Annotated in this window: 18 protein-coding genes; 6 read left to right on the forward strand and 12 right to left on the reverse strand. The window is 68.7% G+C overall.

From position 1 onward, the window contains the following. Positions 1-22 precede the first annotated feature (22 nt). From M5E06_RS09945 to M5E06_RS09955, 3 genes are read right to left on the reverse strand one after another with little or no spacing between them, the layout of a single operon-like run. Positions 23-1,132, reverse strand: coding sequence for a molybdopterin-binding protein (locus M5E06_RS09945; RefSeq protein WP_252138026.1), 1,110 nt, complete (start codon positions 1,130-1,132; stop codon positions 23-25). A gap of 59 nt (positions 1,133-1,191) precedes the next feature. Then, on the reverse strand, positions 1,192-2,109 hold the full coding sequence (locus M5E06_RS09950) for a diguanylate cyclase domain-containing protein (protein ID WP_252138027.1): 918 nt from the start codon (positions 2,107-2,109) through the stop codon (positions 1,192-1,194). A gap of 8 nt (positions 2,110-2,117) precedes the next feature. Continuing rightward, positions 2,118-6,005: a response regulator gene (locus M5E06_RS09955; RefSeq protein ID WP_252138028.1), complete on the reverse strand. Its 3,888-nt coding sequence runs from the start codon at positions 6,003-6,005 to the stop codon at positions 2,118-2,120. Positions 6,006-6,264: 259 nt separating this feature from the next. Here M5E06_RS09955 and M5E06_RS09960 point away from each other — a divergent pair, with 259 nt between their 5' ends. Beyond that, positions 6,265-7,659 carry a PQQ-dependent sugar dehydrogenase gene (locus tag M5E06_RS09960; RefSeq protein WP_252138029.1) on the forward strand — a complete coding sequence of 465 codons (1,395 nt, stop codon included), beginning with the start codon at positions 6,265-6,267 and terminating at the stop codon, positions 7,657-7,659. A gap of 35 nt (positions 7,660-7,694) precedes the next feature. Here the strand turns inward: M5E06_RS09960 and M5E06_RS09965 are convergent, their stop codons facing one another. The 4 genes from M5E06_RS09965 to M5E06_RS09980 form a co-directional block, all read right to left on the reverse strand. After that, on the reverse strand, positions 7,695-8,471 hold the full coding sequence (locus M5E06_RS09965) for an RNA methyltransferase (protein ID WP_109154452.1): 777 nt from the start codon (positions 8,469-8,471) through the stop codon (positions 7,695-7,697). A 155-nt stretch (positions 8,472-8,626) separates the two neighbouring features. Further along, complete coding sequence (gene lpxD / locus M5E06_RS09970; RefSeq protein ID WP_252138030.1) at positions 8,627-9,757, reverse strand: UDP-3-O-(3-hydroxymyristoyl)glucosamine N-acyltransferase; 1,131 nt, start codon at positions 9,755-9,757, stop codon at positions 8,627-8,629. A gap of 70 nt (positions 9,758-9,827) precedes the next feature. Continuing rightward, a complete protein-coding gene (locus M5E06_RS09975) occupies positions 9,828-10,292 on the reverse strand; it encodes a cupin domain-containing protein (RefSeq protein WP_252138031.1) in 465 nt (154 codons plus the stop codon). A gap of 119 nt (positions 10,293-10,411) precedes the next feature. Then, positions 10,412-11,083: an OmpA family protein gene (locus M5E06_RS09980; protein WP_252138032.1), complete on the reverse strand. Its 672-nt coding sequence runs from the start codon at positions 11,081-11,083 to the stop codon at positions 10,412-10,414. A 53-nt stretch (positions 11,084-11,136) separates the two neighbouring features. On the opposite strand from M5E06_RS09980, the gene M5E06_RS09985 reads away from it, so the two are divergent. From M5E06_RS09985 to M5E06_RS09995, 3 genes are all read left to right on the forward strand, one after another. Next, the gene (locus tag M5E06_RS09985) at positions 11,137-12,174 is read left to right on the forward strand and encodes a DctP family TRAP transporter solute-binding subunit (RefSeq protein WP_252138033.1); all 1,038 of its coding nucleotides are present in this window, start codon (positions 11,137-11,139) and stop codon (positions 12,172-12,174) included. A gap of 145 nt (positions 12,175-12,319) precedes the next feature. Further along, positions 12,320-12,859 (forward strand): hypothetical protein, encoded by a 540-nt coding sequence (locus M5E06_RS09990; RefSeq protein ID WP_252138034.1) that lies wholly within the window; start codon positions 12,320-12,322, stop codon positions 12,857-12,859. Beyond that, positions 12,856-13,350, forward strand: coding sequence for a hypothetical protein (locus M5E06_RS09995; protein WP_252138035.1), 495 nt, complete (start codon positions 12,856-12,858; stop codon positions 13,348-13,350). The genes M5E06_RS09990 and M5E06_RS09995 overlap by 4 nt, the downstream gene beginning before the upstream one ends. A gap of 210 nt (positions 13,351-13,560) precedes the next feature. Here M5E06_RS09995 and acs read toward each other — a convergent pair whose 3' ends face one another. Beyond that, positions 13,561-15,501 (reverse strand): acetate--CoA ligase, encoded by a 1,941-nt coding sequence (acs, locus tag M5E06_RS10000; protein ID WP_109154459.1) that lies wholly within the window; start codon positions 15,499-15,501, stop codon positions 13,561-13,563. A gap of 390 nt (positions 15,502-15,891) precedes the next feature. Here acs and M5E06_RS10005 point away from each other — a divergent pair, with 390 nt between their 5' ends. Next, on the forward strand, positions 15,892-16,116 hold the full coding sequence (locus M5E06_RS10005) for a hypothetical protein (RefSeq protein WP_169055017.1): 225 nt from the start codon (positions 15,892-15,894) through the stop codon (positions 16,114-16,116). Positions 16,117-16,339: 223 nt separating this feature from the next. Here the strand turns inward: M5E06_RS10005 and M5E06_RS10010 are convergent, their stop codons facing one another. The 4 genes from M5E06_RS10010 to M5E06_RS10025 all read right to left on the reverse strand — a co-directional run bounded on the left by M5E06_RS10010 (position 16,340) and on the right by M5E06_RS10025 (position 18,390). Next, positions 16,340-16,759, reverse strand: a complete 420-nt coding sequence (locus M5E06_RS10010) for an EVE domain-containing protein (RefSeq protein WP_252138036.1) — start codon at positions 16,757-16,759, stop codon at positions 16,340-16,342. Between the two features lie 17 nt (positions 16,760-16,776). Next, on the reverse strand, positions 16,777-17,061 hold the full coding sequence (locus M5E06_RS10015; RefSeq protein ID WP_252138037.1) for a YciI family protein: 285 nt from the start codon (positions 17,059-17,061) through the stop codon (positions 16,777-16,779). Between the two features lie 74 nt (positions 17,062-17,135). Continuing rightward, positions 17,136-17,765 (reverse strand): 3'-5' exonuclease, encoded by a 630-nt coding sequence (locus tag M5E06_RS10020; RefSeq protein WP_252138038.1) that lies wholly within the window; start codon positions 17,763-17,765, stop codon positions 17,136-17,138. A gap of 22 nt (positions 17,766-17,787) precedes the next feature. Beyond that, on the reverse strand, positions 17,788-18,390 hold the full coding sequence (locus tag M5E06_RS10025) for an NUDIX domain-containing protein (protein ID WP_109154464.1): 603 nt from the start codon (positions 18,388-18,390) through the stop codon (positions 17,788-17,790). Positions 18,391-18,650: 260 nt separating this feature from the next. Between M5E06_RS10025 and M5E06_RS10030 the strand changes: the two genes are divergently transcribed. Further along, complete coding sequence (locus M5E06_RS10030; RefSeq protein ID WP_252138039.1) at positions 18,651-19,691, forward strand: SAM-dependent methyltransferase; 1,041 nt, start codon at positions 18,651-18,653, stop codon at positions 19,689-19,691. Positions 19,692-19,995: the final 304 nt, after the last annotated feature.

Here is a 19,995-nt window from a genome sequence, read left to right on the forward strand (position 1 = left end):
GGCAAACCCTTGCAGAAGAAGATCAGGCGAAACGATACATAATGACTGGAGCGCCGTCCGGCACGCCTTCGCTTTCCGCCCCGATCAGGACGAAGCCGTCGGCACGCGCCGCCGCGGCCAGTCCCGGCCAGCCGGGCGAGGCCACCGGCTCCACCCTGCCACCATCGTCCAGCCGCACCCGGTGCAGGTCGAGGCAGCCGATCTCCGACACCAGCTTGCGCGCGGTCACCGCCTCGACCGTCGCATGGGGCAGTGCGGCCGGCAAGCCGGCGGCAAGCCGCACCGCGCGCCCGGCCAGCAACTCGTAGGCCGCCAGCGCCGCCATCGGCTCGCCCGGCAGCAGCAGGACCGGAATGCCGCCGGCAAGCCCGAGCCCGGCGCTGCCGCCCGGCCGCATGGCGATGCCGTGCAGGTTGAGACTGCCGGCCTGCGCCAGGGCGGGCGGCGCCAAATCATCGGGACCGGTGCCGGTGCGTCCGGCCGACAGGATCAGGTCGGCGCCCGGCCGTATGAATGCCTGGGCCAGGGCGTCGAGGTCGCCGGGCAGTTCCTCGACCGCCGCGACCACACCGCCGTCGCGCCCGACCAGCGCCGCCAGCATCGCGCCGAGTTGCTCCGGCGCGCCCGCCTTGGGTCCGCCGGCCAGCAGGATCTGCACTGACGGCGCCGGCAGGACCGGCGCGGCGCTGTGCCCAGCGGCGGCGAGCAGGCCGAGATCGGCTGGGCGGAGGCGCCGCCCGGCCGGCAGCAGCGGGCTTCCGGCGACGGTCCAGGCGCCGCGCCGCTCCACCCCGCTGCCGGGCGCCACCGCGTCGATCGCCTCGATGAAGGGGCCGACGGCCTGCGCCGCCTCGAACGGGATCACCGCGTCGCAGCCCGGCGGCAGCGGGTCGCCGGCGCTCACCGCCACCGCCGCCGTCAGCGGCACCGGGTTGTAGGAGCCGGCCCCCAGCGTGTCGGCCGCCGCCACGGCATAGCCGTCCACCGCCGCCCGGTCGGCCGGCGGCCAGTCGCCCACCGCCGCGACCGCATCGGCCAGCCGCAGGCCGGCACACCCCGCCAGGGGCAGAAGCCTCGCAGGCGGTGGGGCGACGCGGGCATCGATCCAGTCCCAGGCGTCCGTCAGCGGCATACGGCGGGCGAAGCCGCGACCGCGGACATCATGGAAAGGCGATGGAGGAGGCGGGGCGGTCACAGCGCCGGCACCGTGGCGTCCTGCACGCGGTTCCGGCCGGTGCGCTTGGCGCGGTAGAGCAGCTGGTCGGCCATCTCCGCCAGCTTTTCAGGGCTGCTATCGGCGGACGGGATCACGGTGGCGACGCCCAGGCTGATGGTGACGAAGGGGGCGACCGGCGACTGCGCATGCGGGATGCGGCGTTCGGCGACGCCGGCCCGGAACCCCTCGGCCACGCGGGTGGCGCCGGGGCCGTCCGTCTCCGGCAGCAGGCAGACGAACTCCTCCCCGCCATAGCGGGCGACGAGGTCGCTCGGCCGCCTTGCCCGCTCCGCCAGCACCTCGGCCACGATGCGCAGGCACTCGTCGCCGGCCTGATGACCGTACTGGTCGTTGTAGGCCTTGAAATGGTCGACATCGAGGATGATGAGCGACAGTGGCAGATGCGACCGGGCGCAGCGCCGCCATTCGCGCGCCATCGCCTCGTCGAAGCGGCGGCGGTTGGCGATGCCGGTCAACCCGTCGAGGAAGGACAGGCTGCGCAGCAGGTCGGTCTGCCGTTTCAGCAGCAGGTGGTTGCGCACCCGCGCCTTCACGATGGGCGGGCTGATCGGCTTGGTGATGAAATCGATGGCGCCAACCTCCAGCCCGCGCGTCTCGTCCTCCACCTCGCTCTTGGCGGAAATGAAGATGACGGGGATGTCGTAGGTGGTGGGATCGTCCTTGATGCGGCGGCACACCTCGAACCCGTCCATCCCCGGCATCATGATGTCCAGCAGGACGAGGTCGGGCATCCGCGCCTGGACAAGATCCAGCGCCTTTTCGCCGTCGGTGGCGAAATAGATGTCGTAATCGTCCTTCAGGATGCGGCTGAGCACGTGGACGTTGGACGGGATGTCGTCAACCACCAGGATTTTAGGGCGGGGATCGGCCATGGGCGCGTTCAGACCGTCGGTAACGAAAGGCCGAGGTCGCGTGCGATCCGCTGCACAATCCCAAGCGCCTTGGTGAAGTCCAGAGCGTCGATGGCGGCGGACAGCCCCTTCATCGTCGAAGGCTCGACCCAGTCCGTCAGCAACGGCGCCAGCATAGCGAACTCTTCCGCCGCTGCGAAGTTGCTGTCCTGCAACAATGTTGCGAATTGCGGGAGCTGCTCGGCCAGCAGCCGCCGGCTTTCGGCCGACCGGGCGGGCGTGGCCGGTTCTCCCGTCCCTCCGTCCGCCGCCTCTCCGCCGACGCCTTCCGCCGCGAGGCGGCGTGCGCTGTCCAGCACCAGCGCCAGTTCGGCGCGCAACACCGGCACCTCGGCCGCCACCGCCGCGGCGTCCCCGCGCTGGGCCGCGATCTGCACCGCATCGGCGGACTCCGACAGGCGGCGGGCACCGACGTTGCCGGCGACGCTCTTCAATTCATGGGCGATGGATTTCGCCGCCGACAGGTCGCCGCTCTCAAGCGCCCCGGCGATCCGCTCGACGACATCGCCATAGCTCCCGGCGAACTGGCCGATGAAGCGGCGGAACAGGCCGGCGTCGCCATCCAGCCGGTTGAGCGCGTCGGCAAGGTCGAGGCCCGGCAGCTCATCGGGCAGATTGGTCCCTTGGCCGGCCCCTTGTCCGGTCCGGCGGCCGGCCGGCGCGGGCGACGCGGCGGCGATGCCCGATGCGGAAGCGCCGGCGGCCGTCAGCATGGCTTCCCCCCGGGGCGGGATCGGCCCGGCACCGCAGGGCGTGGAGGGCCGGACCGCCACCAGCGGCGGGCCGATCCAGCGGGCCAGCGTGGCGAAGAGCTGCGGCAGGTCGAGCGGCTTCGGCACATGGGCGTCCATTCCATTGTCGAGGCAGCGCTGCCGATCGGCCGGCAGGGCGCTCGCGGTCATGGCGATGATCGGCAGTTGCCGTCCGCCCGGCAGCGCACGGATCGCCGCCGTGGCCGCGAAGCCGTCCATGTCCGGCATCTGCACGTCCAGCAGCACGGCGTCGAAGGGCTGCGCCGCGCTCCGCACGCACTCCACCGCCTGCCGTCCGGTGCCGACCGTGGTGACGCTCGCCCCGGCGCGTTCGAGGATCTCCCGTGCCACCTGCCGGCTGATGGCGTTGTCGTCGGCCAGCAGCAGGCGGCGGCCATGCAGCGCCCGGCTGGCATCCCAGACCGGCCCCCACAGGCCGCCGCCCGGCGATCCGGCACCCTGCTCCCCGGCAGGCGCCGGGACCGGGACCGGCAGGCGGAGACCACCCTCGGGCTGGCCACTTTGAGCATAGGCGACCGTGACGGCGTCGAGCAGGGTGGAGGCGGTGACCGGCTTCACCAGGAAACCGGAGATACCGGCCTCCTCGAACCGGCTGCCCAGCCGCTCGCGGCCATAGCCGCTGATGACGATGATCATCGGCGTGCCGGACTCGGCGTCGGCGCGGATGCGGCGCGCCGCCTCGATGCCGTCCATCCCCGGCATCTTCCAGTCCATCAACACCACGTCATAGGCATGGCCGGCGGCGGCGGCGCGCTCCAGCTCGGCGATGGCGGACTGCCCGTCGCAGCAGGCGCTGACGGTCCAGCCGAAGGCGGTGGCGATCTCGCCCAGCACTTCGCGCGCGGTGGGGTTGTCGTCGACCACCAGCACCGTCAGGTCGCGCGGCACCGGCCGCAGCGGCAGGGCGGTCCGTCCCGCCGCGCCGCGCTGGAGGCCGAATTCCGCCTGGAAGCGGAAGACGCTGCCCTTGCCGGGTTCGCTCTCCACATCCATGGCGCCGTTCATCAGCCGGACCAACCGCGCGCAGATCGCCAGCCCCAGACCGGTGCCGCCGAAGCGCCGCGTGGTGGAGCCGTCGCCCTGGCTGAAGGCCTGGAACAGCCGCTCGCGCTGCTCCGGCGCGATGCCGATGCCGGTGTCGCGCACGGCGAAGTCCAGCACGGCGCGCGCGTCGCTCAGCGACCGCACACGGACCGACACCACCACCTCGCCGGCCTCGGTGAACTTGATGGCGTTGCCGGCCAGGTTGATCAGGATTTGCTGGAGGCGCAGCGGATCGCCGATCAAATCCAGCGGCACGTCCGGCGCCACGGAGAACAGGACGTCGATGTCCTTCTCCTGCGCGGCCGACCCGACGATCACCGCCAGCGTCTGCAAGAGGTCGTCCAGGCGGAAATCGACCCGCTCCAGCTCCAGCTTGCCGGCCTCCACCTTGGAGAAGTCGAGGATGTCGTTCAGGATGCCCAGCAGCGATTGCGCCGACACCCGCACCTTCTGCACATAATCCGCCTGCCGGGCGGTCAGCTCCGTCTGCTGCAGCAGGTGGATGAGCCCGAGGATCGCGTTCATCGGCGTGCGGATCTCGTGGCTCATGTTGGCCAGGAACTCGCTCTTGGCGCGGCTCGCCGCCTCCGCCGCCAGACGGGCGCGCTGCATCGCCGCCTCCGCCCGCTTGCGCTCGGCGATCTCGTGGAAGACCACCACGGCGCCCTCCACCTTGCCGTCGGCCAGCATGGGCGAGGCGGTGTATTCGACCAGGAACGGCGTGCCGGCCTTGGTCCAATAGGTGTCCTCCAGCCCGCGGCGGCTCTCCCCGCTCAGCAGCACCTCGGTCACCGGGCATTCCAGCGCCGGGAAATGGCTGCCGTCGGCGCGGCGCGAATGGATCAGCGAGTGCAGATTGCCGCCCAGCAGTTCCTCGTTGGCATAGCCGGTCAGCGCGGAGGTGGCGGGATTGGCGAAGGTGATCATCCCGCCGCGGTCGACGCCGCAGATGCTGTCGGACGCCGAATGCAGGATCAGGTTCAGCCGGCGGTTGGCGCTGGCAAAGGCCTCGTTGGCGGTCTCCAACTCGCGCTTCTTGGCGTCCAGTTCGGCGTTGGTATCGGCCAGTTCCCGGCGGCCGGCGACCTCACGTTCCAGGCTGCGCAACGCGGCATAGGCCAGCCCGGCGCAGGCCAGCACCGCCAGCCCGACCAGGATGCTGCCGCGGACCGTCCGCTCCCGCCAGGGAGCAAGCTCCGTCCCCTTCGATAAGGCGACGAAGACGACCAGCGGCAGGGTCGGCACCCGCTGGTAGGACAGGATGCGCCGGCCCGCCGGCCCGTCCACCTCGAAGACCTCGGTCGCGGCCTCCGCCGCATGGCGCAGCACCGTCGGCCCTTCCGGCCCGTCCAGCGGTTCGGTGGAGGGGAAACGCAGAACCGGCTTGCCGTCGGTACGGTAGAGCGCGATCGCCGAGCCGGGGCCGAGATCCAGCCCCTCGAACAGCATCCGGTAGTAGTCGATCTCGATGTTGGCGTGGATGACGCCCAGGAATCGGCCATCCTGCAGGATGGACCGGCTGACGGTGAAGGACTGGGCGCCTGTCAGCCGGCCGGTGATCCGCTCGCCGACGTAGAAATCGGCGCCATCGCGGTGGGCCTGGAAATAGGCGCGGTCGGACACGTTGCCGACCGGTGCCGGGAACTGGCGGCTGGACAGGATATTGTCGCCGGTCGGGCCATGCACCCACAGCGCCGCGATCTCCGGCAGGTTCTCCACCATGTCGCGGATGGTGATCCAGGCCTCGCGGTTGGTGTCCAGGCCGGCCATGCCGTGGTGATGGATCAGATCCTGCGTGCGGCCGATGGCGAGGTCGGCGGTTGCGACCGTTCGCCGCACATGCTCCTGCAGCAGGCGGGCGGTGGACTGGGCCTGCTCCCGGCTGTGGCGCAGGGTCTCTTCCCGGTCGGCCCAGACGACATAGCCCCAGAAGCCGGCGCCCATCAGCGCGATCAGGGCGAAGGCTGCGGCCAGCAGCAGGCGGGTCCGCGTCGGCGATAGCGTGAGAACCGCAGCGTCGATCCCGTGTCTGTCCATCATTGCCGAATCATCGCCGCCCACCGGCCCTTCCGCCTAGATCGGTCGGAGTATGGTCTTGCGCCGGCTGCGACCGCAAGCAACTTGATGGGTGCAACGATGGCGTTGGCGACACCCGGCGCTTGCGGGGGACCCCTCCGGTACAGCCCCCCTTGCACCGCCTGCCTTTGCGTGCGGTCTGCGGCATCGTCCCCATAGTTACGTCCGATATTTGTCTCATCTGTCGTCCGATCCTCCGTTTCGCCGTGAAAGCGCCCGTCCGATGGCCGACCGCCTTGCCCCGTCGCTCAAGCCTCTTCTGGCCGGCCTGCTCGCGCTGGCCGCCGGTTCCGCCCTCGCCCAGTCCATGCTGCCGGCGACCGCCCTGGCCCAGGCGGCGATGACCGGCCCGGTGCGCTCCGACCCGATGCAGACGGTCGGCGCCGAGGTGCATGTGCGGATCGAAACGCTGCCGAAGCCCTACGCCACCCCCGCCGTCGCCAACCAAGCGGTGCAGGTGCCGCGTCCCGAGGACCAGCCGCTGCGCGCCCCGCGCGGCTTCACCGTCACCCTGTTCCGCGACCATGTGGAGAATGCCCGCAACCTGCTGGTACTGCCCAACGGCGACGTCCTGGTGGCGCAGCAGCGGCCGGGCAGCCTGACGCTGCTGCGCGATGCCGACGGCGACGGCCGGGCGGAGATGGCCCAGGTCTGGGCCGACGGCTTCGACCATCCCTTCGGCCTCGCCTTTCATGACGGTGCGGTGCTGGTCGGCGATCTGGCGGGGGTGTGGCGCCTGCCCTGGACCGCCGGGACCGTCCAGGCGGGGGAACGGCGGCGGCTGACGGCCGAGGGCGCCATCGGCCGGCGCGGCGGCCACAACACGCGCTCCATCGCGGTGGCCCCCGACGGACGGCATTTCTATGTCGGCATCGGATCGGAATCGAACATCGGGGTGGAGGCTGAACCGCGCGCCACCATCCAGGAATTCCGCATGGACGGCAGCGGCCAGCGCACCTACGCCGCCGGCCTGCGCAACCCGGTCGGCCTCGCCTTCAAGCCCGGCACCGGCGACCTCTATGCCGTGGTGAACGAGCGCGACGGGCTGGGCGACCAGCTGGTGCCCGATTTCCTGACGATGGTGAAGCCGGGCGGCTTCTATGGCTGGCCCTATTCCTACATCGGCGACAACCCGCAGCCGGACCTCGCCGAACGGCGGCCCGATCTGGTGAAGGCGGCGCTGGTGCCGGGGCTGCTGTTCCAGGCGCATTCGGCGCCGATCGGGCTGGTCTTCGGCGACGCCACCCATTTCCCGGAGCGCTACCGCATGGGCGCCTTCGTCTCGCTGCACGGGTCCTGGAACCGGTCTCGCCCCACCGGCTATGCCGTCGCCTTTGTGCCCTTCGACACCGCGCCCTTCGACAAGAGCAAGCCGACCGGCACCTATGAGACCTTCGTCACCGGCTTCCGCGTGACCAGCCCCGCCGGCACCGCCACCGGAAGCGCCGCCGAGGGCGACGAGACACCGAAGGTCTGGGGCCGGCCGAGCGGTTTGGCGGTGACCGCCGACGGCGCCCTGCTGATCGCCGAGGACGCCTCCGGCACGGTCTGGCGCGTCGCCTACGCCGCGGCGGACAAGGAAACGGAGAAGGAGCCGGCGGCGGGCCCCAAGCGCTGACTGTTGGGCGCTGACCGCTCAGCGGCACCCGTCCCTCAGCTCTCGTCTTTCCGCCGACTGCCCTGGACCAGGGCGGCGACGACGCCGTGGAAGGTGCGCACCTCCTGCTCGGTCATCTCCATCCGCTCGAAGGCGTTGCGGAGCGTGCGGACCATCGAGGGGCGCTTCTCCTCGCTGGTGAAGAAGCCGGTGCGGTCCAGCGCCGCCTCCAGCCGTTCGAAGAAGTTCACCCGCTCCGCCATCGTCGCCGGGCGGGTCTGCCCGGTGTGCAGGAAGCGGTCTGGCGTGCGGTCGCCCGCCTGGAACCACTCGTAGCCGATCAGCAGCACCGCCTGCGCCAGATTGAGCGAGGAGAAGGCCGGGTTCAGCGGCACCGTGACCAGTGTCTGGGCGAAGGTCAGGTCGTCGTTGAAAAGCCCGGTGCGCTCCGGCCCGAACATCACGCCGACCTTCTGCCCGGCGGCATAGCGTTCCCGCATCTCGCCCGCTGCGACGCGCGGGGTGACGAAACGCTGGATCATGTCGCGGGTGCGCACCGTGGTGGCGAAGACCGACTCCAGATCGGCGACCGCCTCGGCCGTCGTCTCGAAGATCTTCGCGTTGTCGATGACGAGGTCGGCGCCGGACGCGGCGGCACTGGCCTTTGGATTCGGCCAGCCGTCGCGCGGCTTGACAAGGCGCAGGTCGGTCAGCCCGCAATTCAGCATCGCGCGCGCGCAGGCGCCGATGTTCTCGCCGAGCTGCGGCTGCACCAGGATGACGGCCGGGCCGCCAAGGATGGACTCACGGGTGGGGTTCTGGCCGGAGGTCATGGGACGTAAGTTCGTTTGAGGTGAAGTGCTATGGCCCCCTCCCCGACCCTCCCCCGCTAACGCGGGAGAGGGAGTCACTCGCAGAGCGGCGGCAGTCCCCTCTCCCTCAAAGCGGGGGAGGGTTAGGGAGGGGGAAATCTGAACCCGCGCTTGGCCTATTCCTGCTGCTCCGCCGGCTCCGCCTCGACCTTCACCGGGCCACCGTCGATGGCGGTCAGGCGCTTCTTCAGGTCGGAGACGTCGGCGTACAGGCGTTTCAGGCGGGCGAGGCCCTTATATTGTTCAAAGGCGCGGGCGCGCGGCACGGCGGGATAGCCCATCCACACCGACTTCGGCGGGATGTCCATACCGACGCCGGAATTGGCCGCCACCACCGCGTCGCTGCCGATCTTCACATGGTCGGCGACGCCGACCTTGCCGGCCAGCACCACGCGGTCGCCGATCACCGTGCTGCCGGCGATGCCGACATGGCCGCACAGCATGCAGTTGGTGCCGACCTGGACGTTGTGGCCGATCTGGACGAGGTTGTCGATCTTGGTGCCGTTGCCGATGCGGGTGGCCGTCACCGTGCCGCGGTCGATGGTGGCGCCGGCGCCGATCTCGACATCGTCGCCCAGCACCACCGTGCCGATGGAGTTCACCCGGCGGATCAGCACGTTGGTGCCGACGACGCGGCCGGTGGTCTTGGCCGATTCGACGCTGCCCGGCTCCGGCGTGACGAAGCTGAAGCCGTCATTGCCGACGGCGGCGTTGGGATGGATGATGCAGCGGGCGCCCATCTCCACCCGCTCGCCGATGCGGGCGCCGGGATGCAGCAGGCAGCCCTCGCCGATCACCGCGTCGGCGCCGACGGTGACGTGCGGCAGGATGATGACCCCGGCACCGATGCGGGCGCGCGGACCGACATAGGCGAAGGGGGCGATGGAGGCATCGGGCGCCACCACGGCGTCGGGCGCCACATAGGCCTGCGGCGAGACGCCCGGTTCGGCATGGACCGGCTTTTCGAAGATGTCGAGCATCCCGGCCATGGCGTAGCGCGGACGCTTCACCACGATGCGGCCCTTGATGCCGTCCGGCACCTCGACCCCTTCGGCGACCACGGCGGCGACCGCCTTGCTGCCGGGCAGCAGGGCCATCAGGTCCTTGTCCATCGCCAGCGCCAGATCCTCCGGCCCCTCCGCTTCCGACGGATGGACGGCGCGGCGGATGGTGAGGGAGCCGTCGCCTTCGACTGCGGCGCCCAGCGCTTCAGCGATCTCGGTGAGGGTACGGGGAGCCTGGGTCATGGAACGCACCGGTATCAAGGTCTTGCACGGGGGCGGACCCTAACACGGGTGTCCGGCGGATGGCGAGGCGTCAGAACGCGGCCCCGGCCTGCGCATCGGTGGTCCGACCGCCCTTGGCGCCGGGGCGCAGCCACCCCTTCACCCGCTCCTTCACCCGGCGCATCAGCGGCTGGCGCGCCTGCACCGCATAGTATTTGCGCACCGTCTCCAGGATCTCCCAGGTGCCGGTGAAGCCCATCGGCAGCACCAGCGCGTCACCAGCCTTGTATTCGCGCGGGGACCCACCCTCCGGCGTGATGATGACCCGGCCGGACAGCAGGACGCAGAACTCGTGGTACGGCCAGTCCTTCATGGCGACAAGGCCCGGCGTGCACTGCCACACCCCCGACCGGAAGCGGCTATAGTCGCCTTCGAAGATGTTGCGGTGAATCTCCAGCGGCTGGCCGGACAGGATGGCGCCGAAAACCGCCGGCTTGCCGACCTCGTCGTCGGCGATGCGGCGGCTGTCGATGGGAATGGGGGTGTGGTCGGGCATCGGCTCTCCCGGTTGGAGGGTGGAGGGTCGGCGACCCAAGGCATGGGCGGGGCCACGGCCCGTCGGCGCCCCTGCGCAACACCTGACGCCGCCGAAGGTTCCTCCAGGCGCGAAAAAATTCATTTGCCCAGATTGATGATCTCCACCCGCCGGTTGGCTGCCGCCTTCGGCTGGTCGGGCAGCAGCAGCTCCCGCGCGCCCATGCCCGACGCCTCCAGCCGGTCACGGCGGATGTGGTGCTTGGACACCAGATACTCGACCACCGCCGCCGCCCGCTTCTTGGACAGGGCAAGGTTCGCCGCGTCGCCACCGACGGCGTCGGTATGGCCGACGATACGGAAGCGGGTGTTGCCGGCCGTCGCCATCACCGTTGCCACCTTGTCGAGGATCGCCCGCGATTCCGGCCGGATGACGGCGGAGTTGAAATCGAACTCCACCCGGAAGGCAGCGCGCAGCTCCGGCGTCGGCATTACCGCCGGCCCCGGCAGAGGCGGCACCGTCACCGGCGTCGGCCGCTCGGCCGGGGGAGTGGCCGGCGGTGGGGCTGCGGGACGCTGCATCGCCACCGGCGGGCAATTGGGGCCGGTGGTGCCGAGCAGAGCCGCCTGGATCTCGCATTCGCTGGGATTCGGCCCCATCGGCATCGCCGGGTTCGGCAACCCCTGGGCACCTGCCCCGACCGGCAGGGTCAGCCAGACGCAAGCGCCGAGAGCCAAGCCAAGCCGCATGGCCGCATTGTTCGGACCGCGGACGGTCGTGTCAAATTGCTCGTGGAACAGTCCTGCGTGCATCTGTACGATCCCGGTCCGTATCTTTCGTATAGGGCGCTTGGGAGGAAACAAGCATGAAATCGCTGAAGGCTCTGCTCGCCGGCATCGCGCTGGCCGCGCTGACGGTTCCGGCCTTGGTTGCCGGTGCGGCGAACGCTGCCGACTACAAGGCGGAGTACAAGCTTTCCACCGTTCTGGGCAAGCCCTTCCCCTGGGGCGTCGGCGGCGACCGCTGGGCCGAGCTGGTCAAGGAGAAGACCGGCGGCCGCATCAACATCAAGATGTATCCCGGCACTTCGCTGGTGAACGGTGACCAGACCAAGGAATTCACCGCACTCCGCCAGGGCACCATCGACATGGCGGTCGGCTCCACCATCAACTGGTCGCCGCAGGTGAAGGAGCTGAACCTCTTCTCCCTGCCCTTCCTGATGCCCGACCACAAGGCGCTCGACGCCTTGACCCAGGGCGAGGTGGGTAAGAAGTTGTTCGACCTGCTCGCCACCAAGGACGTGGTGCCGCTGGCCTGGGGCGAGAACGGCTTCCGCGAGATCTCCAACTCCAAGCATCCGATCCGCAAGCCGGCCGACCTGAAGGGGATGAAGATCCGCGTCGTCGGCTCGCCGCTCTATCTCGACACCTTCACCGCGCTGGGCGCCAACCCGACGCAGATGAGCTGGGCCGACGCGCAACCGGCGCTGTCCACCGGCGCCGTCGACGGGCAGGAGAACCCGCTGTCCATCTTCGTCGCCGCCAAGCTCGCCACGCTGGGGCAGAAGAACCTGACCCTGTGGGGCTATGTCGCCGACCCGCTGATCTTCGTCGTCAACAAGGAAGTCTGGGCCAGTTGGTCGAAGGAAGACCAGGATGCGGTGCGCGCCGCCGCCGTCCAGGCCGCCGCCGAAGAAGTCGCGATCTCCCGCAAGGGCATCACCGCCGAGGACGACAGCTTGCTGAAGGAGATCACCTCCCAGGGCGTCGAGGTGGTGCGCCTGACGCCGGAGGAGCAGAAGGCCTTCCAGACCGCCACCCAGCCGGTCTTCGACAAGTGGACCAAGCAGATCGGCCCCGATCTGGTGAAGGCCGCCGAGAGCGCCATCGCCGCGCGGAAGTGATCCTCACCTTCGTTGGTGTACGGAATGACGGCGCCCTTCGGGGCGCCGTTTTTCATGGCCGCGAAGCACTTGCTTGTGATGCGTGCCCGCGCGGATTGCGCTACAACTTTCCCAACTTGCCGGAAGGATTGCGGAGCGGGCGCCTATGACGTCGGAGATGCTGCTGGCGCTGTTCTGCATCGGCGCCACCCTGCTGTTCCTGGGCATCCGCCGTGCTTTGATCCTGCGGGCCGACCACCAGATCCGCCGCTGCGGCGCCACCCTTGCCGCCGAACGCGATGCATTGGAAGGCCAGGCCAACGAGCTTGAGGCCATGCAGGCCGAGATCGGGGCGATAAAGGCGAAGCTGGTCGAGCTGTCGACCGAAAAGCTGATCCTCAACCGCCGCGGCGGCAAGCGCGCCGCCACCGCGCGCCGCTTCATCCACGAGATCGGCCGGCATGAGCCGGGACGCAACCGCTTCGTCTTCCGGCTGGCGATGGCGCCCGGCTTCACCGCCCGTCCCGATGCCAAGGCGGTGGTCCACCCCGCCATCTGGCGCTTCGAGAACGAGGCGCAGGTCTGGGCCGGCGATTTCGCCGCCGCCCAGATGCTGACCCGAAACATCTTCCATGACGGGGTGGGCGTGACCGTTTCCAGCGAGGGCGCCGCCGAAGAGGCTGCGGCCGGGGCTGTCGCGCCATGACCATCGTCTGGCTGCTGGGGGCGGTCACCAGTCTTGGCGTCGGCATGCTGGGCGAACGGATCCTCGGCATCCGCGCCCGCCGCCAGTCGGAGAAGCTGACCGCGCTGAAGGAACGACTGGAGGTCTACGCCAACTACGCCAAGCTCGCCGCCGTCCGCCGGGTGGAGGCGGAGGAAACGCTGGCCGGCCTGCGTCGCGAGGTGGCGGAAGTCGAGGGCGAGATCCTGTCCCTGCAGTCCGCCGTGACCGACGATGCCGCCCTTGCGCCGATGGAGTTCCACTGTGTCGACCGCGTCGCCCGCTCCAGCGGTCCGCTGTGGTATGTCGCGGTGGAGGCGCTGGACGCCACCGCCCCTTGGACAGGCGTCCGCACCTACGCCGTCGCCGCCGAGAGTGCGGAGGACGCGCGCAAGCGGATCGCCGAACGCCACCCCTCCCCCACCGCCTTCGCCATCTCCCCCGCCGCCCCACTGGTGCTGCCGGAGGGCTGAGGGGGGTCGGTGCCGCGGAGTGGTCGGCTTCGATTGCCCCCTCCCCGACCCTCCCCCACCTGCGGTGGGAGAGGGTGCCTTGTGGAAAGGCGGCGGCAGTCCCCTCCACCGCCAAAGGCGGGGGAGGGTTAGGGAGGGGGCAAAAGCTAACAACTCCGCAAGAAAAAGGGGCGCCCCACCAGAGCGCCCCCTCTTCCCATCAACCTGGCATCAACCGTTGTTCATGCGGTTGTCGATCAGGTCGGTCACGACGCCCGGATCGGCCAGCGTCGAGGTGTCGCCCAGGCTGTCATGCTCGTTCGCGGCGATCTTGCGCAGGATGCGGCGCATGATCTTGCCGGAGCGGGTCTTCGGCAGGCCGGGGGCCCACTGGATCAGGTCGGGCGAGGCGATCGGGCCGATCTCCTTGCGGACCCAGTTCACCAGCTCCTTGCGCAGCTCTTCCGTCGGGGTCTCGCCGGCGTTCAGGGTGACGTAGGCGTAGATGCCCTGGCCCTTCAGGTCGTGCGGATAGCCGACGACCGCGGCCTCGGCGACCTTCGGGTGGGCGACCAGGGCGCTTTCGACCTCGGCGGTGCCCATGCGGTGGCCGGAGACGTTGATGACGTCGTCGACACGGCCGGTGATCCAGTAATAGCCGTCGGCGTCGCGGCGGCAGCCGTCACCGGTGAAGTACTTGCCCGGGAAGGTCGAGAAGTAGGTTTGGACGAAGCGCTCGTGGTCGCCATAGACCGTGCGCATCATGCCCGGCCAGGCATCGGCGATGCAGAGGTTGCCCTCAGTCTCGCCTTCCAGGATCTGGCCTTCGTTGTCGACGACGACGGGCTGCACGCCGAAGAACGGCTTGGTTGCCGAACCCGGCTTCTGGCCGATGGCACCGATCAGCGGGCTGATCAGGATGCCGCCGGTCTCCGTCTGCCACCAGGTGTCGACGATCGGGCAACGGGCGTCGCCGACCACATTGTAATACCACAGCCACGCTTCCGGATTGATCGGCTCGCCGACCGAACCCAGCACACGGAGCGAGGCGCGCGAGGTCTTCTTCACCGGGCCTTCGCCTTCACGCATCAGCGAGCGGATGGCGGTCGGCGCGGTGTAGAAGATGTTGACCTTGTGCTTGTCGATGACCTGCCAGAAGCGCGAGACGTCCGGATAGGTCGGCACGCCTTCGAACATCAGCGTGGTCGCGCCGTTGGCGAGCGGGCCATAGACGATGTAGCTGTGGCCGGTGACCCAGCCCACGTCGGCCGTGCACCAGTAAACCTCGCCGTCCTTGTAGTCGAAGACATACTGGTGGGTCATCGACGCATAGACGAGATAGCCGCCGGTGGTGTGCAGCACGCCCTTCGGCTTGCCGGTCGACCCGGAGGTGTAGAGGATGAACAGCGGATCCTCGGCGCTCATCTCCTCCGGCGGGCAGTCGGCGGAGACGCTGTCCATCTCCTCGTGGTACCAGAGGTCGCGGCCGGCGGTCCAGGCGACGTCGCCGCCGGTGTGCTTGACGACCAGCACATGCTTGACCATCGGCGCGCCGGCCACCGCCTTGTCGGCGTTGGCCTTCAGCGGCACCTTGCGGCCGCCGCGCAGGCCCTCGTCGGAGGTGATGACGAAGTGGCTGTCGCAGTCGACGATGCGGTCCTTCAGGCTGTCGGGCGAGAAGCCGCCGAAGACGATGGAGTGGATGGCGCCGATGCGGGTGCAGGCCAGCATCGCATAGGCGGCCTCCGGGATCATCGGCAGGTAGATGGTGACGCGGTCGCCCTTCTTGACGCCGTTCTTCTTCAGAACGTTGGCAAGGCGCGAGACCTTCTCGTGCAGCTCCTTATAGGTGATGGCCTTCGAAACGCCGGGGTCGTCGCCTTCGAACAGGATCGCGGTCTGGTCGCCGCGGGTCGCCAGATGACGGTCGATGCAGTTGGCGGAAACGTTCAGCGTGCCGTCGTGGAACCAGCGGATGTGGACGTCGTCATTGAAGTTGACGTCCTTCACCTTGCTGTAGGGCTTGATCCAGTCGAGCCGCTTGCCCTGCTCGCCCCAGAATGCCTCGGGGTCCTTGACCGACTGCTCGTACATGCGGGCATAAGCTTCCGCATTCACGTGGGCGGTCGCCGCGATCTCGGGCTTCACCGGAAAGAAGCTGTTGTCGGTCATGAGTGCGATTCCCCCGTGGTGCTTCCGAATTGGCCGGAAGATGTTGCAGGGCGGCGGGCCGCCGCCCGGAATTGAGCGGCATTATCCACACAAGTTGCGGGACGAACAAGCAAATCGGCCCCCGCAGGCCCCCCGACCAAAGGAGGATTGTGTCGCTGATTTTGCAGCGCGAGACTGTTTCTTCCTCAAGCATACCAAGGCACGCAGGTTTCGGCGCCGTTCGGGTCCGAATCATGGGCGACCGCGTGCCGCGACCATCCGCCGCGCCGCGGTGCAGCATGCGCCGTGTCGGCCCTGTAACGAACAGTCCCTTGCTTAACCCGACCTTAACCGACTGACAGCTATAGAGTTGCTGCATCACGGTAACGATCATCGGCGGCAAGGATCGCAATGGCCAGCACCACCAACGCGGACGATCTTCCCGAAGCGGGCGACACCGCCGGCCGCCTGACCGGTCTGGCCGACCGCACCAGCCTGACGGCCATCGACGCCACGCTGCGCGCCCTGGGCGCGCCCCTCACCGCCACCTCCGCCGCCGGCATGGCCGACATCGCCCGGCGCATGCTGCAGGCGACCAACGACTTCCGCGCAGCAATGCAGGACGCGGCTGAATAGGTTTTCGAGTGCGTAGTTCGGCGGCGAATGCCCCCTCCCCATCCCTCCCCCGCTCTCAGCGGACCTATGGTCCGCCTGTCGCGTCAGCACAAAGCAAAGCTTTGTGCGAGAGCTTCGCGGGAGAGGGGGTAGGACGCATGCCGGAGTGATATCGAGGACAGCGGCAGTCCCCTCTCCCACCGAAGGTGGGGGAGGGTTAGGGAGGGGGCGTTCGGCAGCTCCTTTAGGCCGGAACACCCACTCCTGCCAGATCGCACACGTGGGCCCATTCCTCCTCGCTGACCGGGCAGACCGACAGGCGGGACTGGCGGACCAGGGCCATTGATTGCAGCAGCGGGTCGGCCTTGATCTGCTTCAGCGTGACGGGCGTCTTCACCGGCATCACCGGGGCCACGTCGACCATGCCGAAGCGGCCGGATTCGTCGCTGGGGTCCGGGTAATAGGTACGGACGATCTCGACGACGCCGACGATCTCCAGCCCTTCGTTGGAGTGATAGAAGAAGGCGCGGTCGCCCACCTCCATCGCCTTCAGATTGTTGGACGCCTGGTAATTGCGCACCCCGTCCCAATGGGTCCGGCCGTCGGCGACCATGCGGTCCCAGGAATATTTGAACGGCTCGGATTTCACCAGCCAGTAGGCCATCGCCGGCGCTCTCCCGCTTAGGCCTTGGGGTAGACGCGGCGCCAGGGCCGGATCGTCACGCTGTCGAACAGACCGGCCTTGGCATAGGGGTCGCCGGCGGCGAAATCCTGTGCGGCGGCGGCATCGGCGCACTCGACGATCAGCAGGCTGCCGACCATGCCGCTCTGGTCGTCCGACAGCAGCGGGCCGGCGACGAAGATGCGGTCGGCGTTGGCCTCCAGATAGGCCAGATGCTCGGCACGGTTGGCGGCGCGGATATCGGCGGCACCCGCCTTGTCGACGCAATGGAACATGAACAGCATGCGGCTCGCTCCTTCATACGGTGGAGCGGGAGCCTAGCGCAGCCAGCAGCGGGGGGAAAGCGCCGGCTGAAGCGTCACACCACCACGCGCGGACGCCGCGGCAGCGCCTTGCCGCCTTTGCAGGGGGAATAGCCGCCGGGGGCGATGCGGCCAGGATTGATCCCCGTGCGCGAGATCTCGCCGAAGCCGCGCAGCCCCATCTCCGCCGCGGCCGCCAGCGCGACGCGGCCGCAGGCCTCGGCGTCGCTGCCGGCATGGTGGTGGTCCAGCGCGATGCCCAGGAAGTCCGCCAGATGGTTCAGCCGGTGCGCCGTCAGCGTCGGCCAGGCACGCCGCGCCATCACGACGGTGCAGAGATAGTCGCAGGCCGGCCAGTCCAGACCATAGTCGGTCAGGGTGTGGCGCAGCACGCTGATGTCGAAGGCGGCATTGTGGGCCAGGATCAGCCGGCCCTGCACCCGTTCGCGCAACGTCGCCCACACCTCCGGGAATTCCGGGGCGTCGGCAACGTCCTCCTCCCGGATGCCGTGGATGGCGCTGTTGAAGGAGTTGAAGCGCAGCTCGCGCGGGCGGATCAGATGCTCCTCCGTCCTGGTCACGCGGCCGTCCTCGATCCAGGCGACGCCGATGGAGCAGGCGCTGGTGCGGGTCTCGTTGGCGGTTTCGAAATCGATGGCGACGGCGTGGCCGGAAATGACGGTCATTGAGATCCGATAAGCAGGCAGGTCACAGGCGCAGAATGCTTGCGAGATCCTCGGGCAGCCCGTCTTCCGCCGCCAGGACCCGCAGCTTCAGCAGGCTGGCAACCGCCATGGCGTCGGTGATGGCGCCGTCCAGCACCATGTCGATCACCTCGGCGAAAGGCAGGCGGCGGACCGCCAGAACCTCGGTCTCGTCGGGAGCGGACTCGCCCTGCTCCAGGCCCCAGGCGACGAAAGTATAAGCCACCTCGTCGGTGATGCAGTTGGACAGGTGCAGCTTCATCAACGGCATCCAGCGCCGCGCCGTCAGGCCGGTCTCCTCGCGCAGTTCGCGCGCCGCGGATTCCTGCGGCTCCAACCCCTTGCGCCCGCCGCCTTCGGGGATTTCCCAGCTGTATTGCTTCAACGGAAAGCGGTACTGGCCAACCAGGGTCACCGTGCCGTCGTCATGGATCGGCACGACGCCGGTGGCGATGCTGCGGGGGTGGACGACGCCGTAGATTCCCGGAGCGCCCTTCGGGGTCAGAACCTTGTGTTCGACCACCTCCATCCAGGCGTTTTCGTATTTCGTCGTGCTGGTCAGCACGGTCCAGGGATTGCCGGTGGACTCACCGGATTCGATCGGCACGCGAAGCCCCCTCCGTCGGTTGCGGCCGGAGTATAGTGAGACAGCCCCTCTGCCGCAATGCCCGCACACAGCAGGCCCACAGACAAAAACCGGTAAAATTTTCCAACAATTGAGGAAAACGAAGTCGAAATCGTTAAATAATGGTTTCTTGACAGACAAATGCGTCGCACCTACTTCTAAATCACAGCGCCGAATGCCTGTGTCATACCCCAATAGGGTTGGATTGATGTTCCGCCCAACGACCTGGAAAGGGCAGATGCGTGGTTCCGCAGATCAGTCCGCAGGATTTGGAGCGGTGGCGTAACCCCGACTGGCGCATCCGTTTGGCCGCCTGGTGGGAGGGTTATGACCTGTCCCGGCTGCCCCGCGTCTCGCACCGGACTGACCTGTGTAACTTGACGGAGCGGCGCCATCCCGGACCGGTGGAGGCGGTCGGCAGCGCCACCCTTCCTGCGGCATCGTCCGGCCCGGCGGCGGCCGACGGCAATCCGGAGCTGGACCGGCTGGCGCTGATGCAGCTCGACCGTCACGGCGAACCCGTCTGGTCGCCGGCGCGCAGCGAGGGGGCGCAGCTTCTGTGGGGTCAGGACATGACCGGGCCGGAAGAAGCGGCCTGGATGGTCGACTCCGTCCGCTCCTTCGGGCTCAACCCTGCCAAGAGCGTGCTGGACCTGTCGGCCGGTCTCGGCGGCACCGCCCGCGCGCTGGTTGAGAATTGCGACACCTGGGTGACCGGGCTGGAGCCGTCGCCGCTGCTGGCGAAGCTGGCGATGGACCGGTCGAAGGCGCTAGGCCTGTCGAAGAAGGCTCCCATTGCCCATTACGATCCGGAGCATTTCAACCAGGCCGGCAGCTTCGACCTCGTGATGGCCGACCGCATCGTCCACCGGCTGCGCGACAAGGAACTGTTCCTGGACCGCGTCGGCGACTGCGTGAAGCCCAAAGGCGGCATCGCCCTGTTCGATTACGTGATCGACGGCACCCCTGGTTCCTGGGACGCCTGGAACGGCTGGCGAGAGGAGGAGCCGATGGAGGTCTATCCCTGGACCGCCACCCGCATGGCCGACGAGCTGACCCAGCGCAACCTCGACCTCCGCATTTCGGAGGACCTGACCCAGTTGCACCGCCGCCACATCATCGACCGCGTGCGCAGGCTGGCCGACACGCTGGCGAACGCCGTATCGCCGCCGGCGCCGGTGCTGGCGGCGCTGAAGCGGGAGCTTGCGCTGTGGTGGGCACGGCTGCGGGTTCTGGGCAGCGGCCTGCGCTTCGTCCGCTATGTGGCAATGAAGCCGGCGTGATGCGCTCAATGCTCATATGAGTAAAGAACAAGTCCGCAGAGACGTCATAGGATGATGGACGGAGCTGGCACCGCCGCCGCCCCTCAGGGAGGTGACGGCATGGCATCCGTCAACCACGCCCATGCTGGCGCTTTCTTGGAGTCATGCGTTTGATCTGCCGGGGCTTCACCCTACATCTTGCCTGCATGATGTAGGGGCGCCCGCGTGGCTGCCCCAGTCTTTCGGACGATCTTTAGGGTCATTTGACCGATCGTCCTTTGGACCATCATCACCTGGACCGTAACCGAAGCGCTCTCCCAAGCGC

The organism is Azospirillum sp. A1-3, from assembly GCF_023806445.1.
GTDB lineage: Bacteria > Pseudomonadota > Alphaproteobacteria > Azospirillales > Azospirillaceae > Azospirillum.